The organism is Rahnella sp. AA (genome assembly GCF_002834385.1).
Classification (GTDB): Bacteria; Pseudomonadota; Gammaproteobacteria; order Enterobacterales; family Enterobacteriaceae; genus Rahnella.
The window spans coordinates 244185-263056 of sequence record NZ_PITQ01000003.1; the positions used below are offsets into that span (position 1 = coordinate 244185).

Sequence of the window (18872 nt, forward strand, 5' to 3'; positions counted from 1 at the left end):
ACCGGTCACATTCAGCGACGATTGCGCACCAGCTGATAACGCCGCGTCAGATATTCCACCGGCGCACTCCAGATATGCACCAGACGGCAGAACGGGAACAACAGGAACAACGTCATCCCGAGCACCAGATGCACGCGGAAAATAAACGCTACGCCGTCCAGATGCGCGGCCGCACCGCCGTGGAAAGTCACCACGGACTGCGCCCAGCCGACCAGTTTCATCATTTCGCTGCCGTCCATATGTTGGGCAGAGAACGGAATAGTGCCAAGGCCGAGCGCGCACTGGATCACCAGCAATGCGATGATCATGATGTCACCGAAGCTGGATGCTGCACGTACGCGCTCATTGCTCAGACGACGCCAGAGCAGCATGCCGCCGCCGACTAAAGTCATCACGCCACACGCGCCACCAGCAAACATCGCCATTTGCTGTTTCACCGGTACCGGCAGGAAGGATTCGTACATCCAGTGCGGCGTCAGCATCCCGAAGGCGTGCCCGGCAATAATGCCGAGAATACCGACGTGGAATAACGGTGAGGCTATGCGTAAGGTTTTTTTCTCCAGCAACTGGCTGGAGCCCGCGCGCCAGCTGTACTGACCGTAGTCATAGCGCAGCCAGCTGCCGACGAGAAAGACCGTGCCGCACAGGTACGGGTAAATATTGAAGAAAAAATTGTTGAGGAAGTCAGTCATTTGCGTGGTTCCCCCGCATTCATGTCATCAAGGTTCAGATACTGCGGCGCAACCGCACCGGCAAAGTGCTTCTGGCGCGCAGCTTCTTCACCGCCCGCACAGCTTTGCTCGCCGAGGAATTTGATTTGCTCTTCTTCCCAGACGGCGTCCAGCGCAGCCGGGGTGTCGTCACGCGCTTCCTGTTTAATCCCTTCACGTACGTTTTCCGTGGCGATGTCGCTGCCGGAAAGCGCCAGCAGCAGATCAAACAGCTCCGCATAATGGCTGTCGCGTTCCTGCAAACGGGCGCTCAGCAGCGCCAGAATCGGTGCGATATCACGCAGGCCGCCGCAGGCTTCCTGTTCATCACGCGTGGTCAGATATTCCAGATAAAGCGGCAGGTAATCCGGCAGCTCGCGGCTGTCGATTTCCAGACCGGCTTCACGGTACTGCCCCATCAGATCGACCATGGCCTGCCCGCGGTCACGAGATTCGCCGTGAACGTGTTCAAACAGCAACAGCGAGGTGGCGCGGCCACGGTCAAACAAACCGGTGTACGCCGACTGTGCGTCGAGTAAATCTTTCTGGCAGAAATCCGTGATGTACAGCGCCAGATCCAGGCGCTGCTGAGAGCTAAGTTCCGCAGAGGTGGTCACCGCTTCAAGCAGTTCCATCTTGTGCGTCCAGAGATCTTCCGACGGGTAATCCAGCAATAAGCCAATCAGTCGTAAACTGTTCATTAGCCTTTCCTTTCGGTTTTCGCGCCAATGTCTATGGCATCGATGCGTTTGCTGTTAAACAGGTTGAATTTGGTATCGCTACCGTGGCAACCGTCGCCAAAGCTGAAACCACAGCCCTTCGCTTCCGGGAACGCTTCGCGCGCCTGTTCGCGGTGGCTCGATGGCACAACGAAACGGTCTTCGTAGTTAGCAATCGCCAGATAACGGTACATTTCTTCCGCCTGTGCCGCCGTCAGCCCGACCTGCTCCAGCGCGCTGGTATCCACCACGCCTTCCACGCTTTCGGCACGTTTGAAATGGCGCATGGCCAGCATACGTTTCAGGGCGCGCAGCACCGGTGCGGTATCGCCCGCGGTCAGCAGATTCGCCAGATATTCCACCGGAATACGCAGGCTTTCGACGTCCGGCAACACACCGCTGTGCGGCAATGCGCCCGCGTCGGCGGCGGACTGAATCGGTGACAGTGGTGGCACATACCAGACCATCGGCAGCGTGCGGTATTCCGGGTGCAGAGGCAGCGCCAGCTTCCACTCAATCGCCATTTTGTAAACCGGCGACTGACGCGCGGCGTCCATCACGGAGAGCGGAATGCCGTCGATCTCAGCCTGCGCAATCACTTCCGGATCGTTAGGATCCAGGAAAATGCTCATCTGGCTTTCGTACAGATCTTTTTCGTTTTCTACCGATGCGGCTTCTGCAATACGGTCGGCGTCATACAACACCACGCCAAGGTAGCGGATGCGACCTACGCAGGTTTCGGAACAGACCGTTGGCTGGCCGGCTTCAATGCGCGGATAACAGAAAATACATTTTTCTGATTTGCCGCTTTTCCAGTTGAAGTAGATTTTTTTGTACGGGCAGCCGGTCAGGCACATACGCCAGCCGCGGCATTTGTCCTGATCAATCAGCACGATGCCGTCTTCGCCACGTTTATAAATCGCGCCGCTCGGACAGGTAGCCACGCATGCCGGGTTCAGGCAGTGTTCGCACAAACGTGGCAGGTACGCCATGAAGGTGTTTTCGAACTCGCCGTACATTTCTTTCTGCATATTGGCAAAGTTCTGGTCGGCAGAACGCTTGCTGAACTCGGTGCCTAAATCGTCTTCCCAGTTCGGGCCGCCGACGATTTTCTTCATGCGTTTGCCGGTCAGCAGGGAGCGCGGACGCGCCACCGGCTGATGTTTACCGTCTTTCGCGGTGTGCAGATGCTGATAATCGAAATCAAACGGTTCGTAATAATCGTCAATTTCCGGCATATGCGGGTTGGCGAAAATTTTATGCAGCAGGTTGGCTTTGTTGCCCATACGTGGCTGCAATTTGCCGTTGATTTTACGGATCCAGCCGCCCTTCCATTTTTCCTGATTTTCCCAGTCGTGCGGATAACCCAGGCCCGGTTTGGTTTCGACGTTATTGAACCACGCGTATTCCATCCCTTCGCGGCTGGTCCAGACGTTTTTACAGGTCACAGAACAGGTGTGGCAGCCAATGCATTTGTCGAGGTTCAGCACCATGCCGACTTGTGAACGAATTTTCATTTGGCTTTCTCCTGACCTTTTTTAGGGAGCACTGCGGCCTGCACGTAATCGTTGCCTTCATCGTCTAACCAGTCGATGCGGTTCATTTTGCGGACAATCACGAACTCATCGCGGTTAGAACCGACGGTGCCGTAATAGTTGAAACCGTAAGAAAGCTGCGCGTAACCGCCGATCATGTGCGTCGGTTTCGGACAAACGCGGGTCACGGAGTTGTGAATACCGCCGCGCTGCTGGCTGATTTCGGAGCCCGGAATGTTCACGATACGTTCCTGCGCGTGATACATCATGGTCATCCCCGCCGGTACGCGCTGGCTGACCACCGCACGGGCGCTCAGTGAGCCGTTGGCGTTGAAAGCTTCAATCCAGTCGTTGTCTTCGATACCCAGCTTTGTCGCATCGTCTTCACTGAGCCAGACAATCGGGCCGCCGCGACCTAAGGTCAGCATCAGCAGGTTGTCGCTGTAGGTGGAGTGAATGCCCCATTTCTGGTGCGGCGTCAGGAAGTTCAGCGCCATTTCCGGATTGCCGTTCGGTTTCGCATTCAGCAACGGCTGCGCCGCGCGGGTGTCGATTGGCGGACGGTAAACCAGCAGGCTTTCACCGAAAGCACGCATCCATTCGTGATCCTGATAAATCTGCTGGCGGCCTGACAGCGTGCGCCAGGGGATCAGCTCATGCACGTTGGTGTAACAGGCGTTGTAAGAAACGTGTTCGTCTTCCAGACCAGACCAGGTCGGGCTGGAGATGATTTTGCGCGGCTGAGCCTGAATATCGCGGAAGCGGATTTTCTCGTCTTCTTTATTGAGCGCCAGATGCGTGTGGTCGCGGCCGGTGTTGGCACTCAGCGCCGCCCAGGCTTTCACGGCAACCTGACCGTTGGTTTCCGGTGCCAGCGTCAGGATCACTTCGGCAGCGTCGATAGCCGTTTCGATGCACGGACGCCCTTTCGCTGCGCCATCGGCCTTGGTGTAGTTCAGCTTTTTCAGCAGCTCAACTTCACTGTCGGTGTTCCAGCTGATGCCTTTACCGCCGTTACCGAGTTTTTCCAGCAATGGCCCGACTGAGGTGAAACGTTCGTACGTATTCGGATAATCGCGTTCAACGGTCATCAGATGCGGCGCGGTGCGTCCCGGGATCAGGTCGCATTCGCCTTTTTTCCAGTCTTCCACGCCCAGCGGCTGCGCCAGTTCGGCGGCCGAATCGTGCTGGATTGGCAGCGTGACCACGTCGGTTTCCACGCCCAGATGCCCGACGCAAACCCGTGAGAACTCTTTGGCGATGCCTTTGTAGATTTCCCAGTCACTTTTAGAATCCCACGCCGGATCCACCGCCGCAGACAGCGGATGAATAAACGGATGCATATCCGAGGTATTCATGTCGTCTTTTTCATACCAGGTTGCGGTCGGCAGAACGATGTCGGAATACAGACAGGTGCTGGACATACGGAAATCGAGTGTCACCACCAGATCCAGTTTGCCTTCACCGCCCTGCGCCTGCCATTCGACTTCTTCCGGCATCACGCCACCCTGAATGCCCAAATCTTCTCCCTGAATACCGTGTTCGGTGCCCAGCAGATATTTCAGCATGTACTCGTGGCCTTTACCGGAAGAACCCAGCAGGTTGGAGCGCCAGACGAACAGGTTACGCGGGAAGTTCTGCGGATTGTCCGGCTGTTCCGCGGCGAAACGCACGCTGCCGTCTTTCAGGGCTGCGACGGTGAAATCTGCCGGAGACTGACCGGCGACTTTCGCCTGTTCCGCGATGTGCAGCGGGTTAACGTTTAGCTGCGGCGCGGATGGCAACCAGCCCATACGCTCGGCGCGCACGTTGAAATCAATCATGCTGCCGGTGAATTTTGATTTATCCGCCAGCGGGGACAACAGTTCCTGCGGCGCGACGGTTTCATAACGCCACTGGCTGGAGTGGTTATAGAAGAACGAGGTGCTGTTCATGTGGCGTGGCGGACGCTGCCAGTCGAGGCCAAACGCCAGCGGCTGCCAGCCGGTTTGCGGACGCAGTTTTTCCTGACCGACGTAGTGAGCCCAGCCGCCGCCGCTCTGACCGACACAACCGCAGAAAATCAGCATGTTGATCAGGCCGCGGTAGTTCATGTCGAGGTGATACCAGTGGTTCATCCCGGCACCCACGATGATCATCGAACGACCGTGAGTTTTGTTGGCGTTATCGGCAAATTCGTTAGCGATACGCACGATGTTGTGCTGAGAAACACCGGTGATTTTTTCGGCCCAGGCTGGCGTGTAGGCTTTGATTTCGTCAAAGCTTTGCGCGCAGTTTTCATCATTAAGGCCACGTTCGATGCCGTAGTTTGCCAGCGTCAGGTCATAAACGCTCGCCACCAGACCGGTGGTACCGTCAGCCAGTTGCAGGCGTTTCACCGGCAATTTGTGCATCAGAATTTCATCCAGCGCCACGCTGTTGAAATGTTCGCTGACTTCGCCGCCGAAGTACGGATAACCGACGTTCACGACTTCATCGTGATTATCCAGCAGGCTCAGTTGCAGGCTGACGTCTTTATGGTCTTTGCCTTCGCGTGATTCCAGATTCCACTGGCCTTTTTCGCCCCAGCGGTAACCGATGGAACCCAGCGGAGAAACCAGTTCACCGGTGTTTTCATCAAAGGCGATGGTTTTCCACTGCGGGTTGTTTTCCTGCCCGAGGTTGTCCACCAGATCGGACGCACGCAACATACGGCCAGCGGCATAAGAGCCGTCTTCGCGCGGTTCGAGCATGACCAGCATCGGCATGTCGGTGTAACGGCGCACGTAGTCGGTGAAATACTGACTTGGCGCGTCAACGTGGAAGGATTTGAGGATCACATGGCCCATTGCCAGCGCCAGCGCGCTGTCGGTGCCTTGTTTTGGTGCCAGCCACTGGTCGCACAGTTTGGCGATTTCAGCGTAGTCCGGGGTGATCGCCACCGTTTTGGTGCCTTTGTAGCGCACTTCGGTGAAGAAGTGGGCGTCCGGCGTACGGGTCTGCGGAACGTTGGAACCCCAGGCAATAATATAAGAAGAGTTGTACCAGTCAGCGGATTCCGGCACGTCGGTCTGCTCGCCCCAGGTCATCGGCGAAGCCGGTGGCAAATCGCAATACCAGTCGTAGAAGCTCAGACACACGCCGCCAATCAGCGACAGATAACGCGCGCCGGACGCGTAAGACACCATCGACATCGCCGGAATTGGCGAGAAACCGATAATGCGGTCAGGGCCGAAAGTTTTTGCGGTATAGACGTTAGACGCCGCAATCAGCTCATTCACTTCCTGCCAGCTCGAACGGACAAAGCCGCCGCGTCCGCGCGCCGCTTTATATTCTTTGGCTTTTTCAGGCTGATTAATAATCGAACCCCAGGCGTCTACCGGATCGCTGTAGGTCAGTTTGGCTTCGCGCCACAGCTGGATCAGCTTTTTGCGCATCAGCGGATATTTCAGGCGGTTGGCGCTGTAGAGATACCAGGAATAGCTGGCACCGCGCGGGCAGCCCCGGGGTTCGTGGTTCGGGAGATCCGGACGGGTTCGCGGATAATCGGTCTGCTGGGTTTCCCAGGTGACCAGGCCATTTTTGACGTAAATCTTCCAGCTGCATGAACCGGTACAGTTAACACCGTGCGTGGAACGGACCACTTTGTCGTGCTGCCAGCGGCTGCGGTAGCCGTCTTCCCAGTCACGATTGGTATTCAGCGTCTGGCCGTGGCCGTCAGCGAAAGGTTCAGCTAACTGTTTGAAATAGCGAAACCGGTCAAGAAACTTGCTCATCCGGGACTCTCCTGTGCAAAGGCCTGAGGCGCTTTGTCATTATGTGAATGGCGGGGAATACAACTTCATTGCTCAATATGGCCTCAGGGTATGCACCCCACACGCGCGTCTACTTGATTGCGATCAACGCCTCGACGTCATGTAAATATTTATATAACGACAAATACCCCCAAAGAGGTAACCGGAGATTTTTGTATAATTCATTGATTTTTAATAAATAAAAATAATAACTTTAGGGAATTAGTCACATTTATGTCCGGGCTGGAAAATTGGGGGTAAAGCGCGGGGAATATTACAGAATTGTGAAATTAGCATTCCGGTTATTGTATTTATCCGGATTGCTGGCGTAATGGGAGAACCTGTTTTTAGCCACCAGAATCTCTTCATGCAGACAGAAAAACCCGCCGTACTCAATTTCAACGATGAAGTGACCGGTATGATTTACGGCTTCGTTTTTCGCCCCAACAGGCAACCCGAACGCGTTTCTTCCAAACAAGTGCAGGAGGCCTATCAGGAAATCTGTCACGATAAAGGGTTCGTCTGGATCCACGTCAATCTCAACCACGCCATGTCAGAAAAATGGCTGAAAAAACACTTCGCGGTGGGTGAAAACTTCTTTGAGGAAATACGCGAAGGTTCGCGCAGTACGCGCATTGAGCGCCTCGATGATCAGTTGCTGGCGGTGCTTAATGACGTCATTTTTCACCCTGATGAAACCAGTGATGATGTTTCAACGCTGTGGCTCAGTTGTCACCAGCAATTGGTTGTAACAGCGCGCCATAAACCTGTCCGACTGATCGAACGGCTTTTCAAACGGCTGGAACACCTCGATATCAGTTCCCCCACGGCACTTCTGGTGCATTTACTGGAAGAACAAGAAGACTTGCTGGAACAGATTGTCCGGCGAGCCAATCAGTATGTGGACACGATAGAAGAACGTCTGCTCAGTCATCACGTCAAAAAAAATCGCGCAAAACTGGGGAGTTTGCGCCGTATGCTGCTGCGCTTTCAGCGGTTGCTGGCACCCGAACCCACGGCGCTTTTCCGCCTGCTCAACCGGCCTCCGGCCTGGATTGCGCCCGGCGTGGTGCAGGATTTGCGTCAGTTTGCCGAGGAGTTTTCTGTTGTACTCAATGACCTTATTGCGCTGACCGAACGTATCCGCCTGCTTCAGGAAGAGATCACTTCACGCCAGATGGAACAAAGCAACCGCACGCTCTACGTGCTGACAGTGATCACCGTTCTCGCCTTGCCCATCAACATTGTGGCAGGCTTCTTCGGCATGAACGTGGGGGGAATTCCACTCGCCAGTAATCACCACGGTTTTATCCTGCTGGTGGTGATTGTCGGGCTGTTCACCCTGCTGGCGGGCTGGTATGCGTTTAAGCGCAGGGATGAAGGTTAAAGGAAGTCTTTGGCTTTATTGAGCAATGCGGCTTTGGTGATCACGCCCAGCAAACGGCGCGATTGTGCGTTTTCCAGCACCGGCAGGCGTTCGAGCGGTGAATTGCTGAACATTGCCCAGGCTTGTTCGTAGCTGGCATGCTGGAATAACGTAGTAAACTCCTGCTCGATAAACGGGTCGATCGGGCTGTCAGATTTCACACTGCCATCAATGAGCCCGCTTGCCACGACGTTGGTGGGCACCACGCCGAGAAAACGCTCTTCCCGATCCACCACGTACACATACCGCGTGCGCTGTTTCAGCCCTTCACTCACCACTTCTGAAAGCGTGGCGTCAACGTACATTTTTGAGCACGGTGTAATCAGCGAGGCCACCGTGCTGTATTCAAACGCATTTTTGGCGGCGAAGCGCGCGTTGTGCCGCGCCAGCACCGGATAGGTTCCACCCACTTTCAGCCGCGAGGCGACCACGTAAGAAATCGCCGTCGCCAGCATCAGCGGGAATAACAGCGAACTGTTGAGCGTCATTTCAAATGCCATCATGATCGACATCAGCGGCGCATGGCTGGTTGCCGCCAGCAACGCACTCATCCCAATCGCCGCATACAACCCGACCGGACCGGGATCAAACCCCAGCCATTGCAGAAAAGTACACACCAGCGCCCCGCCCGCCGCGCCGATCAGCAGCGACGGCGTAAACAAACCGCCGACCGCACCGGAACCGATAGTGATCGCCGTCGCCACGATTTTCAGCACCAGCAACATCAGCAGCGGCGTCTGTAAATCGCCGTTATTGAGTATTAAATCAATCACTTCAAAACCGTTTCCAAGCACCAGCGGCGAGATCATCGCCACCAGCCCGACGCCCAGACCACCCAGCCCGAGGCGCAGCGCCGGATGGGAAATCGGTTTCATCCAGTCGCGGACTTTATCGATGGATGAAATGAACAACGGACCGAGAATGCCCGTCGCCACACCGATGAACAGCACCGTGAAAATCGCGCCAAACGACGGGCTGAACGACACGGAAGAATACAGATAAAGCGGTGCGTAATCGGTCAGGGAACGCACGGTCAGCACCGCCACCGACGCGGAAATAAACAGCGGGATCAGCCGCTGAACGGCGGTCACGCCAAACGCGATTTCGGCAACAAACAACGCACCCGCGAAAGGCGCGTGATACACCGCCGCCAACCCGCCCGCGGCGGCCATGGCGATAATGTCGGACTGATGAACGCCCTGAAAACGCGAGAATCGCCCGAGAAGGCTGCCGCTCAGCGCGGAAAGCTGCACCATCGCGCCTTCACGCCCGATAGAACCGCCGCTGGCAATACTCGCCAGCGATGAGAACCCGCGCAGCAGCGTGCTGACCACCGGGATCCCCGGCAAACGCCGGTCAATCACATCGAGATAATCCGGCATCTTGCCGTGTTTGCTTTCGTGACGCAGCGCCCACAACAAAATGAATCCGGCAATCACGCCGCCCGCCGTGGTGATCACCGGCCAGACGATTCGCGGGTATTCGCTGAACGCTTTGGTGATATCGCTGCCGTCGGTAAACATCAGACCGTTGATACCCGAAATCGCCCCACGAAACGCAATAGTGACCAGCGCGGCGACAATCCCGGCGGGAATGGCAATCAGCAAATTAATCAGGTCGCTTTTTTGCAGGGATTCAAGATTTAAGGCTTTCAGGCTCATAAGGTCTCAGTGGTCTGAACGTGGGCGGTGGTAAGAGTATCAATTTACAGCAAAACGGTGAAATTTTCGGGTTTTCACGCGTTTTCAGTTCTGAACGACAGGATCCAGAATCCGGTGAATATCTGCCAGAACGTGATGGGATAAACGGACATCCGCTCGATAAGACCGGTGGGCAGGATGTCGAACGAGATTGTCACCATACTGACCAGCCCGATTCCACTCAGCGCCAGGCTGAAAAGTGAAAATACCCGCCATCCTGCACTGCGAAATTTCATCCAGCCCGCCGACAGCAAACACACATTGCCGCCCGCAATCGCCATCACCGCGCCCGCCTGATGAACTGTCACGCCGCCCGTACTACCACCGCTGTGGAACAGCGCAATCAGCACACCGCCGATGGCATGTAGCAAACCGGAAAGGATAAATACCTGTCGGCCCGCACCGGGAAATATTGGGCGTAACAGCCAGCAGGCCATAAAGAACAGAATGCCTTCGGCTGCGAAACCAGCGTTCATCACGTTATGCAGCGGTGAGCAAATGTCGCGGCCGTCGGGCGTCATGCCACACGAGGCAATACCCAAATCGCTGATGTAATTATGCAGATAAGAATAGGAAGGATCCCGCCAGCCCGTGGAACTGATTTTTTCAGCGAGCAGATACAGTATCCCGCCAACGGTGAAACATAACGCACCCTTCTTTTGCCAATTTACGTTGGTTTGCATGTGGGCCTTAGAACTTACTGGATATTATCGGCAGACCTTATACCACCCGAAACAGGAAACTTTACGCTACGGTTGCCACAAAGCTTTTTAAAAGTGCGATGCGGTGGGTATCCGGATTAACAAGAATGTCATTGTTGATGGCCAGCACCACGCCCTTGAGCAATTCCGTGGTGTTCGCAATGTTTGAGAGAGATTTTAGCTCACTGATGTCGTTGTGGATTTCACGGCCTTTCAGCGAAAGGCGTTTATTTGCCAGCCCTGTTGCCAGCTCTGACGTCAGAAGCGGCAGCAGTTGCACGGCAGCAGAAGGATTGACGGCCAACTGATGAATGTAATATTTCACCAGCAGCGGCACAAAATCAGGTGCCGCGCCTAACCGGGCGCTGGCAAGATTTAAAATATCAATCATATGCGCAGGCACCCGGCTTTCAACTGCCCGGCGCTGCGATTCGAGCTGTCTTTTAATCGCAGGCACCGACTGGAAAGGGATTACAGCCACGCTGTCACAGGTTTTGCAAACACCTGCCACCACGTTTTTCACCACACCCGTTCCGTCGTTGAAAGGCACATCACGCAGCTGAAACACTACCGTCTGAAAAGACTGACACACCGCGCATTCAGCCGTTTTCTCATCACCCACTTTATAAATCTTCATATCTTCCCTTAATGGTGAACGCTGATAAAAATGCTGTCGGCCCCGCCGAAATACCATTTGATATACCAGCTCAGACCCGAGCAAACGACCGTAATAATGTGCACATTGATACGGCTATCCAGGTGATGAGGGCTTACCCTGTGATCGTCCCCACCCGCACGGGTGATCACAGCGATCAGCTCGTACGGCGTCACATCTCCCGTACTTAACAGATTTTTAATGTCCACATTATGGCGGACAGCAAACTCTATATTTCCCTCACGCAAACACTCAATCACCCTGCGTTTTATATCCTTAAACTTCATACCGCCCCAAATGTACGCCGAATGTCGTACACAATCAAATGATCATTTTGACTTTCCATCAGCCACGATGGCACCTGGTGATTCAGGGCGCCATCTTACGCAGTGAAAATAACTAAAAATGATATTTTTCAAAATATTGGGAAACGTTACGTAAAATAAAATGCAACCGATGTAAGGCATAAACGCAGGGAATGGATGGTCAATTTCTATATAGAAGGAACGTGGATTTGCGGGGTAAATACGGGGATAACAGCCGGTGTTATCCCCGGATGGTCTTATTCTTTCGTTACGGCATCCAGATACAACTGACTGCCCGCCACGTTCTGGCTTGCGCCTTTCACGTTATCTCGGATTGCCACCAGCAATTTACTTTGCAGCGCCACCACAAATGGCGAGTTCTTTTGCAGTTCGCGTTGTAAATCGGCGTACAGCGCTTTGCGTTTGGTCGGATCAGATTCCGCCGCTGCCGCGCGCGTTTGTTTGCTGATTTCCGGGATCACCCACTGAATACGTTGCGCCAGCGTTTTCGGGCCGTTTGGCACGTTATAGGCAAAGGTGCTGGCGTTGGTGTTCGGGTCGAGGTAATCCGCGCCCCAGTAAGTGAAGATCGACTGGAATTTATGCGCACGCATGCGGGTCAGCACGTCGCTTTCCACCAGCGGATGCACCACTAAATTGATATCCGCTTTGGCAAAACTGGCCTGCAATGCCTGAGCAATATCAGAATACGGCGGCTGGTTGATCACGATTAAATCGATTTTAGTGCCCGGCGCAATCCCGCCTTTGCTCAGAATCGCTTTGGCTTTGGCGACATCGTATTTAAATGGCTGATCGTCAATCGCGCCCGCCAGACCATCCGGCAGGAAGGTCTGATGAATCCCGTACTGGCCTTTCAGCAGGTCAGTAGAAATCCCCTGATAATCGACCAGCCAGCGCGCCGCTTCCCACAGTGCCGGGTTTGCCAGCGCCGGTTGTGTGGTATCGCCAACGTTAAACGCCAGATAGAACACTTTGGCCGCCGGGAATTGCGCAACGTGAACGCCCTTCTCTTTTTGCAGCGAGCTGAACTGATCCGCCCCCAAATCGTAAGCCACGTCCGCATCGCCATTCAGCACCAGCAGACGACGCGTTGACGGATCACCCACATTTTTAAACAGCACATTCTCAATCTTCGCCAGCGGTTTGGCATTCGGGTTACGTTTGAAAATCAGTGCTTCGTGCGGCACATAGTTACGCACTTCAAACGCGCCGCTGCCCGCAGAACGTGAACGCAGCCAGCTGTTGCCGAAATCGTTCTGATCGACGTGTTCTTTCAGCAATTTGCTGTCCACAATCCCGGCGACCGGCGCGGACAGAATGCTCAGCACCAGCCCGCTGCCAATATCGGCCGGCCAGCTAAGCTGCACTTTATCGTCCGCTATTTTTTTCAGATTGCCGTCCACGTTATCCGGCGTCCAGCCCAGTTCACCGAGAATGAACGACGGGCTTTTATTGAGTTTCACCACGCGGGTAAACGAATAAATCACATCGTCGGCCGTCACCGGATTGCCGCTGGAAAATTTCTGGCCAGGCTTGAGGGTGAAGATCAGACTGTGCGCGTCCGGCCCGGGTTGCCAGCTGGCAGCGGCGTCCGGGTCGAGCTTATCGGGATGCTGCCGGTCGGACTGCACCAGTTGCTGATAAAGGTTAACCAGATTGCCGGAACTGACGGTTTCAAAACTTTCCGCCGGATCGAGGCTGATAATGCCTTCAAGCGAACCCGCGACGACCAGCGTATCTTTTGGCGTCGCCGCATCCACACGGGTCACGGCCATCATCAGCAGGAATAACAGGGAAGGAACACGTACTTTCATTGAGGTCGATCTCCACAGGTGAAAAGACAGTTTTTTTCGAGTGTAGAGGGGCAACGTCAAGGCAAGAACCATGAAATAAAGCTATGTATTTTAATAAAATAGATTAAGGAATTAAGAATTCGCCCTTACTCATTCACATACAGAGGATAAAAGCAGACCCGAATTCTTGTTTAGAAATGTGGATATGGCGCGCTCAAAATCTTGCTGAACGGAGCGGGCTGGAGACCTTAGGCTCCAGCACCGGGTGAAGGCACCGCGCAGCGGCAAGATTTGCGCCACCCGCGAGGGTCACAGAACACGTCCGTCTTCCCAGCGGCAGCGCGCAGTGAAAGAGCCCGGGGGGTCTTGGGGGACGGCGGCGATATGCCGCCCCCCAAGTCGGTGTGGGCCGACGCCCACGGTTTTGAATTTGAACTTAAAACCCCAAACAGCTTCAGCTCAACACATACCCCTTCGCCATATGCACCGCGCGATCACACATATGATCAATCACATCCGCATCATGGCTTACCAGAATCATGGTCAGATCGCTGGTCGCTTTCAGGTCATTCAGAAGATTGAGTATTTCCGCCTGTACCGACATATCCAGCGCGGAGGTCGGTTCATCGAGCAGCAGCAGTTTAGGTTTGAGCAACAGCGCACGCACAATCGCCACGCGCTGACGCTGGCCGCCGGAAAGCTGGTGCGGATAGCGGTTCATCAGCGCCGGATCCAGCCCGACCTGACGGAAACCTTCGGCAATTTTCTGTTCGATATCCTGCTCTTTGAGGATTTTCAGCGGCTCCGCCAGCGTGCGCAGCAGCTTGTGTTTCGGATGCAGCGAAGCATACGGATCCTGAAATACCATCTGCACATCACGGCGCAGGCTGCCGGTAAACGGTTTGCCCGGTTTCACTTTGTGATCCAGCAGCGTCAGGCTACCGTCCCAGTTGCCGTTCAGCCCGGCGAGTACCCACAGCAATGAGGATTTACCGCAACCGGACGGCCCGACCAGCCCGAAACATTCACCTTTACTGATAGTGAGATTAACGTTGTGCACGACGGTACGGGTTTCATAACCCTGACGATGCGACACGCTCAGCTTATCCAGTTCCGCAACGATTTCAGTCATGGCGAGGTTCCTGTTTTAACGATTCCAGCAGTGCACGATCCAGCACCGGCAGGCGTTCCCCGTGCGTAAATTTACTCGGACGGCATGACCACAACGTATGTGTGTACGGATGCGTGGCCTGAGCCAGCTGGTCTGCCGGCAGTTCATCCAGCAACTCGCCCTTGTACATCACCAGCACACGCTCACAGTATTGGGCTACCTGTTGCAGGTCGTGGCTGATCAGAATCAGCCCCATATTACGTTGCTCAACCAAACGCTCTATCAGCCCGAGAACCTGTTCACGCATGTCGAAATCCAGCGCAGACGTCGGTTCATCCGCAATCAGCCATTGCGGATCGTTGATCAGCGCAATCGCCAGCATCACGCGCTGGCCCATCCCGCCGGAAAGCTGATGCGGATATTGCTGTTGCAGGAAGGCCGGATTCGGCAGGCCGACGGCGTTAAGCATGTCCGCAACCTTTTCCTGTCGCTCTTTGCGGCCAAGGCGCGTATGCAGGCGCAGCGGTTCTTCCACCTGTTTACCGATTTTCTGCGTCGGATTTAGTGCATGTTTCGGATCCTGCATCACCATCGACACGCGGTTTCCGCGAAGACGGCTCCACTCGCGTTCTTTCAGCGTGGTCAGATCATGGTCACCGAGCGTCAGCTCAGAAGCGCGCAGCTTACACGGATGCGGCAATAAGCCCATCAGGGCGCGCGCGGTCAGGGATTTACCGGAACCCGATTCCCCCACCAGCGCCACACGTTCCTGCCCGACGCTGAAAGATAGCGATTTCACCAGTTCCAGCGGGCGTTCACCCGGCAGATAAATGGTGAGATCTTTCGCCGTCAGCCGGTCGGTATGCTGCGTTTTTTGCTGATTATTTTGCTGATGAAGCGTCTGAGCATCAGTTGCCATGTCGTGGATCCATTTTGTCACGCAGGCCGTCGCCCAGCAGGTTGAAAGCCAGGCTGGCAAACAGAATTGCGCCACCCGGCGCAGCCGCTACCCACCACTGGTCGAAAATCACTTTACTGCCTTCGGCCACCATCGAGCCCCATTCGGCGGTCGGTGGCTGAATACCCATACCGAGGAAACCCAGACCGGCAGAGGCCAGAATGATGCCGCCGAGGCTGAGCGCCGCACGCACGACCGCGCTGGGCAGACACAGCGGCAGAATATGGCCGAACATCAGACGCAAACCGCCGATGCCCTGCATTCTCGCCGCCGCCAGATAATCACTGCGGCGCAGCGCCAGCGTTTCCGCCCGCGCCTGACGCGCAAACGGCGGCCAGCTGGTAAAGGCCAGCGCCAGCGCGCCGTTCATCAGGCCAGGACCCATGATGGCGACAAGTGCCAGCGCCATCACCAGGCTTGGCAAAGACATCACGATGTCGGTCAGGCGCATCACAATACGTTCATACCAGCCACCGATATAACCGGCACTGATGCCGATCAGCAGTCCAACGGGAATGGTCAGGATCAAAATCAGTGACACCAGCAGCAGCGTCGGGCGCGCACCGTAAATCACGCGGGAAAGCAGGTCGCGGCCAAAGCCATCGGTGCCCAGCCAGTGGGCGCCGGACGGCGGCAGCAGGCGTAATTCGATATGCTGAATATTCGGGTCAAACGGCGCAAGCAGCGGCGCGAGCAGCGCGGTCAGCACCAGAATGGCGACCAGCACCAGACCGATGGAGAACGCGGTAATCCGGCGCGCGGGCTTCCAGACGTTAGCCTCAGCTTCAACCTGCACCGGTTGTTCAGGGATCATTTGTTGTGTCATAAGCTAAAGCTACCGGGTCCGCGGATCGAGCAAATAAGTAAGGGCGTCAGCCAGCGCATTGAGCAGCACAAAACAGGTGCCGATCAGTAATGTTGCGCCGAGAATGGCCGGGGTATCCGCCGCAAACAGCGCAGTGGTCAGGTAACGTCCGACGCCAGGCCAGGCAAACACCGTTTCCGTCAGTACCGCCCCTTCCAGCAGGCTGGCGTAAGACAAGGTGAGCACGGTAATCAGCGTGCCCAGTACGTTCGGGAAGACGTGGCACAGCAACACGCGCACCCTGCCTGCGCCTTTCGAGCGCGCCAGAATCACGTATTCTTTGTTCATTTCGCCCAGCATGGACGCACGCAAAAGGCGCGTAATCCCTGCCATCGACAGCATCGCCAGCACCGTCACCGGTAACCATAAATGGCTGATCGCGTTGTAGAACATTTCACGGTCACCGGACAGCCAGGTATCAATCAGCACAAAACCGGTGCGCGGCGTCATGGTGTACATGTACAGATCGTCGAGCCGTCCGGGGCCGCCCGCCCAGTGCAGCACGGCGTAAAACAGCAGCAGGCCGAGCAGACTTAACCAGAAAATCGGCACGGAATAACCGAGCAGCGAAACAAACCGGGCGATGTTATCCAGCCAGCTTCCGGGTTTCCACACGGCCAGCAGCGCCAGCAAAATTCCCAGTGTTCCCCCCAGCAAGATGGAACAGGTTGCCAGTTCTACCGTCGCCGGAAAGGTACGCATCAGGTCGCTGGCGACCGGCTGCGCGGTGATACGGGAAATCCCCATATCGCCATGCGCGAGATGATCCAGATATCTGGCGAACTGCACGGGAACCGACTGATCCAGCCCCAGATCGCGGCGAACCTGCGCGTAGGTGGCTTCACTGGCGTGATCGCCCGCGACCTGCAACGTCGGGTCAATCGGGGCGAGATGGGAAAGCGTAAAGGTGAACGCCAGCAAACCGAGCAACGTCAGCGCCAGCGAAACCACGCCGGTCAGCAAACGGCCTGACCAGCGCCAACCCTGCCGGACGAATCCGGCGGGCGTTGAACTGTCTGTCATTACTTAGTGACCTTGCTGTAGAAGACCATGTCGGGGTTAATGCCCTGAACATATCCTTTGATGTTGTCACGCACGGCAATCAGGCTTTTGGCCTGTAAACCGACGACAAACGGTGAGTTTTTCTGCACTTCAAGTTGCAACTGACGGTAATCCGCCACGCGTTTTGCCTGATCTGGCTCTGCAATAGCGGCCAGCGTCAGCTTGTTCAGCGCAGGAATTGACCAGTTGGCACGCCATGCCAGCGTTTTGCTGCCGTCTTCCGGGTTGAACGCAAACGCAGAGGCGTTGGTGTTCGGGTCAAAGTAATCCGGGCCCCACGAAGACATGTACGCGTCGTAATCGTGTGATTTTACTTTAGTGGAGATCTGCTGGCTTAAGCCCGGATCCAGTTTCACGGTCACGCCGCCCTGTGCAAAGCTGGCCTGCAAGGCCTGCGCGATGTCCAGATACGGTGGCTGGTTTGACGTGGAGAGCGTGAAGCTCACATTCGTCAGACCTGCTTTGGCCAGAATCGCTTTGGCTTTGGCCGGATCATAGGTGTAAGGCGTGTCATTCACCGCACCCAGATAGCCTTCAGGCAGGAAGGCCTGATGCACCTGGAACTGATTTTTCATCAGATCATGCGCGATGTGGTTGTAGTCGAACAGGTAGCGCGCCGCTTCCCAGAAGGCCGGATTACCCAGCGCCGGAGAGGCTTTGGCGTTAAATTGCAGGAAATACAGGGAAGCATAAGGCACCGCCAGCGGCTTCACGCCCTTCTTGCCTTCGAGCGCAGCCATCTGGTCGGAACCGAGGTTGCGCGCCATATCGGCATCGCCCTGCTCAATCAGCAGCCGGCGGGCAGCCGGATCCGGCACGTTTTTAATCAGAATCGTTTTCAGCTTCGGCGCGCCTTCCGGCGAGGTCGGGTTCGCGGAGAGAATCACCACTTCATGCGGGATATAGTTACGGATCTGATACGGGCCGGAACCGGCGGAATGGTTGCTCAGCCACTGGTGACCGAGATCGTCAGCGGCGGCATTGGTTTTCACCAGTTTGCTGTCAACGATGGAAGAAACCGGCGCAGACAGCAGGCTCAGCACGAATGACGGGCTGACATCGGCGGTCCAGCTGATTTTGACGTGATGGTCATCGATTTTAGTCAGGAAAGTATCGACGTTTTTGTCGGTCCAGCCCAGTTGCGTCAGGATGAATGAAGGCTCAAGGTTCAGCTTCACCACGCGCGACAGCGAGAAAATAACGTCATCGGCGGTCAGCGGATTACCGCTGGCGAACACTGCTTTTGGCGACAGTGTAAACGTCAGGCTGCGGTTGTCTTTCGCCGCTTCCCATGAAGTCGCCAGCGTCGGTTTTAAATCGATTGGATTTTTGGGGTCTGACTGCACCAGACGCTGGTAGATGTTGTTGAAAGCCTGAACCGTCGTCAGCTCAAAACCCTGCGCCGGGTCAAAGCTGGAGGTGTCATCAATGGATTGCGCGATAACCAGGGTATCCGGCGGCGTCGCAGCCTGCACAGAGAAAGTAGCCGCAATAGCCGTAAACAGGACGGACGGTAATAAAGCTTTCATCAAGACAGA

The 18872-nt window shown here is 55.5% G+C and carries 14 protein-coding genes; 1 reads left to right on the forward strand and 13 read right to left on the reverse strand.

Translation table 11 applies throughout. From position 1 onward, the window contains the following. Positions 1 to 11: 11 nt before the first annotated feature. The 4 genes from narI to CWS43_RS09435 are packed head-to-tail and all read right to left on the reverse strand — an operon-like array spanning position 12 to position 6719. Entirely contained in the window at positions 12 to 692 is a 681-nt protein-coding gene (gene narI / locus CWS43_RS09420; RefSeq protein ID WP_101076684.1) for a respiratory nitrate reductase subunit gamma, read from the reverse strand. After that, on the reverse strand, positions 689 to 1411 hold the full coding sequence (gene narJ, locus CWS43_RS09425; RefSeq protein WP_101076685.1) for a nitrate reductase molybdenum cofactor assembly chaperone: 723 nt from the start codon (positions 1409 to 1411) through the stop codon (positions 689 to 691). The genes narI and narJ overlap by 4 nt, the downstream gene beginning before the upstream one ends. Beyond that, complete coding sequence (gene narH / locus CWS43_RS09430; RefSeq protein ID WP_101076686.1) at positions 1411 to 2946, reverse strand: nitrate reductase subunit beta; 1536 nt, start codon at positions 2944 to 2946, stop codon at positions 1411 to 1413. Before narH ends, narJ begins: the two co-directional genes overlap by 1 nt. Next, a complete protein-coding gene (locus CWS43_RS09435) occupies positions 2943 to 6719 on the reverse strand; it encodes a nitrate reductase subunit alpha (RefSeq protein ID WP_101076687.1) in 3777 nt (1258 codons plus the stop codon). Before CWS43_RS09435 ends, narH begins: the two co-directional genes overlap by 4 nt. A gap of 385 nt (positions 6720 to 7104) precedes the next feature. On the opposite strand from CWS43_RS09435, the gene CWS43_RS09440 reads away from it, so the two are divergent. Next, on the forward strand, positions 7105 to 8124 hold the full coding sequence (locus CWS43_RS09440) for a transporter (protein WP_101076688.1): 1020 nt from the start codon (positions 7105 to 7107) through the stop codon (positions 8122 to 8124). Here the strand turns inward: CWS43_RS09440 and CWS43_RS09445 are convergent. From CWS43_RS09445 to CWS43_RS09490, 9 genes are all read right to left on the reverse strand, one after another. Then, the gene (locus tag CWS43_RS09445; protein ID WP_101076689.1) at positions 8121 to 9824 is read right to left on the reverse strand and encodes a chloride channel protein; all 1704 of its coding nucleotides are present in this window, start codon (positions 9822 to 9824) and stop codon (positions 8121 to 8123) included. The genes CWS43_RS09440 and CWS43_RS09445 overlap by 4 nt on opposite strands. Positions 9825 to 9898: 74 nt before the next feature. Continuing rightward, on the reverse strand, positions 9899 to 10546 hold the full coding sequence (locus CWS43_RS09450; RefSeq protein WP_101076690.1) for a DUF998 domain-containing protein: 648 nt from the start codon (positions 10544 to 10546) through the stop codon (positions 9899 to 9901). 61 nt (positions 10547 to 10607) lie between these two features. Then, on the reverse strand, positions 10608 to 11201 hold the full coding sequence (locus CWS43_RS09455) for a hypothetical protein (RefSeq protein WP_101076691.1): 594 nt from the start codon (positions 11199 to 11201) through the stop codon (positions 10608 to 10610). Between the two features lie 580 nt (positions 11202 to 11781). Then, positions 11782 to 13359, reverse strand: a complete 1578-nt coding sequence (locus CWS43_RS09465; RefSeq protein ID WP_101076693.1) for an ABC transporter substrate-binding protein — start codon at positions 13357 to 13359, stop codon at positions 11782 to 11784. A 433-nt stretch (positions 13360 to 13792) separates the two neighbouring features. Continuing rightward, a complete protein-coding gene (locus tag CWS43_RS09470) occupies positions 13793 to 14470 on the reverse strand; it encodes an ABC transporter ATP-binding protein (RefSeq protein WP_101076694.1) in 678 nt (225 codons plus the stop codon). Continuing rightward, positions 14463 to 15368 carry an ABC transporter ATP-binding protein gene (locus CWS43_RS09475; protein ID WP_232776826.1) on the reverse strand — a complete coding sequence of 302 codons (906 nt, stop codon included), beginning with the start codon at positions 15366 to 15368 and terminating at the stop codon, positions 14463 to 14465. Before CWS43_RS09475 ends, CWS43_RS09470 begins: the two co-directional genes overlap by 8 nt. After that, a complete protein-coding gene (locus CWS43_RS09480; RefSeq protein ID WP_369825857.1) occupies positions 15358 to 16221 on the reverse strand; it encodes an ABC transporter permease in 864 nt (287 codons plus the stop codon). The genes CWS43_RS09475 and CWS43_RS09480 overlap by 11 nt, the downstream gene beginning before the upstream one ends. A 21-nt stretch (positions 16222 to 16242) precedes the next feature. After that, positions 16243 to 17295: an ABC transporter permease gene (locus tag CWS43_RS09485; RefSeq protein ID WP_101076696.1), complete on the reverse strand. Its 1053-nt coding sequence runs from the start codon at positions 17293 to 17295 to the stop codon at positions 16243 to 16245. Further along, on the reverse strand, positions 17295 to 18863 hold the full coding sequence (locus tag CWS43_RS09490; protein WP_101076697.1) for an ABC transporter substrate-binding protein: 1569 nt from the start codon (positions 18861 to 18863) through the stop codon (positions 17295 to 17297). The genes CWS43_RS09485 and CWS43_RS09490 overlap by 1 nt, the downstream gene beginning before the upstream one ends. Positions 18864 to 18872 lie beyond the last annotated feature (9 nt).